The 450-nt window shown below is 50.7% G+C and carries 1 protein-coding gene; it reads left to right on the plus strand.

Annotation, left to right across the window (positions count from 1 at the left end; all coding sequences use genetic code 11):
- Nucleotides 1-251: 251 nt before the first annotated feature.
- A partial coding sequence (locus tag AC53L6_RS24235; RefSeq protein ID WP_496909693.1) for a hypothetical protein occupies nt 252-450 on the plus strand: 199 nt, incomplete at its 3' end.

A 450-nucleotide genomic window follows, 5' to 3' on the forward strand; every position in this document is an offset into this window, starting at 1 on the left:
CAAGACGCGTCATCTGCGCATCCGTGAGCCAGAAAAGGTCAGACATATTCACCGCTCGTTTTCGAACCGTGAATCACGCCACTAGGCGAAAATCAATGGGTCCTGACCCTAAGATAGAAAACCGGTAAAGTTAAAACACTTTACAACTCTCATTTTATTTCAAAAACTGAAGAGATGGTTTTGCCTTATCCTGCAAGCCACCGAATTTTGAAGAATACTATAACAATCACATATTGATATTTGGAAAAAATATGCTGCCAGAGATACTTATTTTACCGTCTGCCGTCTTCGAAGGGACCGGCACCATCGTGTTCCGCGTCAACCTGTCGGAGGCGTCGCTGTCGGACATCACGGTGCAGTACCGGGCGGTGCAGGACGGCACGGCCCTGGTGGGGCGCGGCGATGTGAGCGGCACCTCGGCCGAAGACACCTTTACCCTGACCATCCCGG

The sequence above is a fragment of the Tateyamaria sp. LSS28 genome, assembly GCF_059611725.1.